Here is a 3,536-nt window from a genome sequence, read left to right as displayed (position 1 = left end):
GTCCGACCAGGTGCACGACTTCCGCGCGCACGCCGGCCACGGCGTCTCGGGCGTCGTCCGCACGGCGCACTCGGGTGTCGGGCTCTCGCGTCGCGTGCTCGTCGGCCGCACCGGCTGGCTGCGCGACGAGGGCGTCACCACCGACGCCGTCGACGACGTGGTCCGTCGCGCGGAGGACGACGGCGCGACCGCGGTCGTCGTCGCGTGGGACGGCGCCGCACGCGGCGTGCTGGTCCTGCGCGACCCGGTCAAGGCGACGTCGGCGCAGGCCGTCGCCGAGCTGCGGGCCCTCGGGCTGCGTCCCGTGCTGCTGACCGGCGACAACCTCGGCGCCGCGCGCGCCGCGGCGCGGTCGGTCGGGATCGCCGAGGACGACGTGATCGCGCAGGTGCTCCCCGCGGACAAGGTCGCGCAGGTCCAGCGGCTGCAGGCCGAGGGGCGACGCGTCGCGATGGTCGGCGACGGCGTGAACGACGCCGCGGCGCTCGCGACGGCGGACCTGGGCCTCGCGATGGGCACGGGCACCGACGTCGCGATCGAGGCGGCCGACCTCACGCTGGTCCGCGGCGACCTGCGCACGGCCGGTCAGGCGGTGCGGCTGTCGCGGAAGACCCTGTCGGTGATCCGGCAGAACCTCTTCTGGGCGTTCGCGTACAACGTCGCGGCGATCCCGCTCGCGGCGCTGGGGCTGCTCAACCCGATGATCGCGGGAGCCGCGATGGCGTTCTCGTCGGTCCTCGTCGTCGGCAACTCCCTGCGCCTGCGCACCTTCGCCTGACGGCGACAGCGCGACGGCCCGGCTCCCCCGTGGGACCGGGCCGTCGTCGTGTCGCGAGGGTCAGCGGAAGCGGCGGCCCTCGTCGCTGCGGTACGCCAGGGCAGCGAGAACCGCGAACAGCACGGTCCAGCCGACCAGCACCGGCACCGCCCACGCGTACGCGTCGTAGCCCGTGGTCGCCTGGACGGCGAGGTCGCGGGCCGCGCGCGACGGGAGCGCCTTCGAGATCGCGTCGAGCCACGTCGGGAACGCCTCGGGCGGCAGGAACAGCCCGCCGGCGAACGCGAGCGGGAACAGCGTCGCCTGCACGACGGCGATGGCGGCCTTCGACGACATGCGGTAGCCGATCGCGACGCCCAGCAGCAGGAACGGGACCGCGACGAGCGGCACGACCACGACCGCCGCGAGCGCCCGCCCGACGGGCAGGACGGCCTCCGTGAGCAGCGCGCCGATGAGCACGAGCGGCACGAGCGCGAGGTACGCCCACAGCACGCCGTTGAGCACGCGCCCCGCGAGCCGCGGACCGGCCCCGGCGGGCAGGGTCCGCAGGTACGGGTCGAACGGCAGCGCACGGTCCTCGGCGACGCCGACGCCGAACGTGAACAGGCACGTCGACATCACGGCGAACGTGCCGAGCTGCGTGACCGCGGCCGTCGCGACCAGCGGGTCCTCCGCGACGGCACGCTGCGGCACGACGAAGAACAGCAGCGCGAGCGCGGGGAAGAGCAGGTTGCCGAGCACCGCGATGGGGATACGCACGGTCTCGATGAAGTTGAGCCGGGCGTGCAGGAGCGCGAGCGGCCAGAACGGTCGCACGCGCGCGACCGGTCGGGACGCGGTGGTCGTGGTCATCGGAGGACCTCCTCGACGTCGTCGTCACGGCGGGACCGGTCGGTCGCACCCGGGTCGGCACCCGCCGCGCCGCCCCGCTCGGTGAGCGCGAGGAACGCCTCCTCGAGCGACGCGCCGCGCACCTCCAGGTCGGTGAACGGCGCCTCGGTGCCGACGAGCGCGCGGACGAACGCGTCGGCGTCCTCGGCGAGCACGGTCCAGCGGCGGCCGCCCGCGTGGTCCTCGGCCTGGGCGGTGTGCGCGCCCGGCAGCACCCCCGGGTCGAGCGGCGACGCGGCGGGGAGCGTGAGCAGCACGCGCCGCAGCCCGACGAGGCCGATCACGGCCTGCAGGGTGTCGTCGGCGAGGATGCGCCCGCCGCCGACCACGACGACGCGCTCGGCGAGCGCCTCGACCTCCTCGAGGTAGTGGCTCGTGAGGACGACCGTCGCGCCGTCGGCGTGGTAGTCGCGCAGCGCCTGCCACAGGATGTGCCGCGCCTCGACGTCGAGGCCCGTCGTCGGCTCGTCGAGCAGGACGAGCCGCGGCCGCCCGACGAGCGCGAGCGCGACCGCGAGCCGCCGCTTCTGACCGCCCGACAGCCCACCCGTCTGGCGCTTCACGAGGTCGGTCATGCCGAAGCGGCCCAGCACCTCGGCACGCGACATCGGGTCCGGGTAGTGGCCGCCGACCAGGTCGACGACCTCGCCGACCGTGAGCGTCGCGGGCAGGCCCGTCTCCTGCGGCGTCGTGCCGAGGCCGATGCGGGACGCGGCGTCGCGGGGGTCGCCGCCGAACAGCCGGACGGTGCCGCTGTCGGGCTTGCGCAGGCCGCTGACGAGGCTGAGCAGCGTGGTCTTGCCCGCGCCGTTCGGCCCGAGCAGGCCGACGAGCTCGCCGTGCTCGACCCCGAGGCTCACGTCGTCGAGCGCGGTCACCGCACCGAACCGGCGCGTCACGTGCTGGAGCTCGAGGACGGCGTTCACAGCCGCCCCCCGAGCAGGTCGCGCAGCGCGCGCGTGTACCGGGCGAGCGCGGCGCGCCCGGTGTCGCTGAGCTCCACGTAGGTCACCGGTGTCCGGCCCTCGTGGGTCTTGGTGATGGTCACGTACTCCGCCTCCTCGAGTCGGCGCAGATGGGTCGAGAGGTTGCCCGCGGTCATGTCGAGCAGCTGCTGCAGCCGCGGGAAGCTGATGCGGTCGCCGCGGCTGAGCGCGGAGAGCGCGGACACGACGCGCAGGCGCGCCTCGGTGTGGATGACGGGGTCGAGCGGGGCGTCAGGCACGGCGCCTCCGCCGCTCCCGGACGGCCACGTACGTGCCGGCGACGAGCATCCCGCCGCCACCGGCGAGCGACATCGTGAGGTAGGTGCCGGGCAGGCCCACGTGCGCGCTCGCTCCCCCGACGACGGCGATCCAGCCGCCGAGCAGGTACATCGGCAGGTCGTCCCAGAGCGCCCCGCCCGCCAGGTAGAGGAGGCCGACGACGAGCGCCGCGAGCGCGTTGCCCGCGAGCGCCGACACCTCGGGCGGCGCGCCGGCGTCGGCGAGCGCGGTGACGATCAGCGCCTGGGTGACGAACCCGATCCCCCACGACCACCCGTACAGGGCGCCGGTGCGGGCGGTCGCGCCGACGAGCCCGCGACTGCGGTGCAGCACGTGCCACAGCGTCCCGACCGTGCCGAGGACGCCGAGGGTGATCGCGACGCCCGCGGCGAGCCCCGACGGCGTGCCGTCGGCGTTCGCGGAGAGCCACATGAGCCCGTACCCGACGAGCCACACGGTGCCCCACAGCAGGAAGAGGAACGTGCCCGACGGGTAGGCGGCGAACGCGGAGCGTCGCCCGGCGGCGATGACCGCGAGCGCCTGCGCGGGGTCGAACGGCTCGTCGTCGCGGCCGCGCTCGGCGTCGAGCGGCGCGTCGCCCG

At 75.5% G+C, this 3,536-nt stretch carries 5 protein-coding genes; 1 reads left to right on the top strand and 4 read right to left on the bottom strand.

Features of this window, described 5'->3' with window-relative positions; genetic code table 11:
• Positions 1-778 (top strand): HAD-IC family P-type ATPase (locus HGA02_RS13350; RefSeq protein WP_168679417.1); only part of this gene is annotated, 778 nt, incomplete at its 5' end.
• A 60-nt stretch (positions 779-838) separates the two neighbouring features.
• Here the strand turns inward: HGA02_RS13350 and HGA02_RS13345 are convergent.
• The 4 genes from HGA02_RS13345 to HGA02_RS13330 all read right to left on the bottom strand — a co-directional run.
• Positions 839-1,630 (bottom strand): ABC transporter permease, encoded by a 792-nt coding sequence (locus tag HGA02_RS13345; protein WP_168679416.1) that lies wholly within the window; start codon positions 1,628-1,630, stop codon positions 839-841.
• Complete coding sequence (locus tag HGA02_RS13340; protein WP_168679415.1) at positions 1,627-2,595, bottom strand: ATP-binding cassette domain-containing protein; 969 nt, start codon at positions 2,593-2,595, stop codon at positions 1,627-1,629. Before HGA02_RS13340 ends, HGA02_RS13345 begins: the two co-directional genes overlap by 4 nt.
• Positions 2,592-2,894 (bottom strand): transcriptional regulator, encoded by a 303-nt coding sequence (locus HGA02_RS13335; RefSeq protein WP_124341038.1) that lies wholly within the window; start codon positions 2,892-2,894, stop codon positions 2,592-2,594. Before HGA02_RS13335 ends, HGA02_RS13340 begins: the two co-directional genes overlap by 4 nt.
• The coding region (locus HGA02_RS13330; protein ID WP_168679414.1) for a hypothetical protein at positions 2,887-3,536 on the bottom strand (650 nt) is incomplete at its 5' end. The genes HGA02_RS13330 and HGA02_RS13335, both read right to left, overlap by 8 nt.

Source organism: Cellulomonas septica, from assembly GCF_012396155.1.
Lineage (GTDB): Bacteria > Actinomycetota > Actinomycetes > Actinomycetales > Cellulomonadaceae > Cellulomonas > Cellulomonas septica.
The sequence above is the reverse complement of the archived record's forward strand: the minus strand, read 5'-3'. Positions and strand labels throughout refer to the sequence as shown.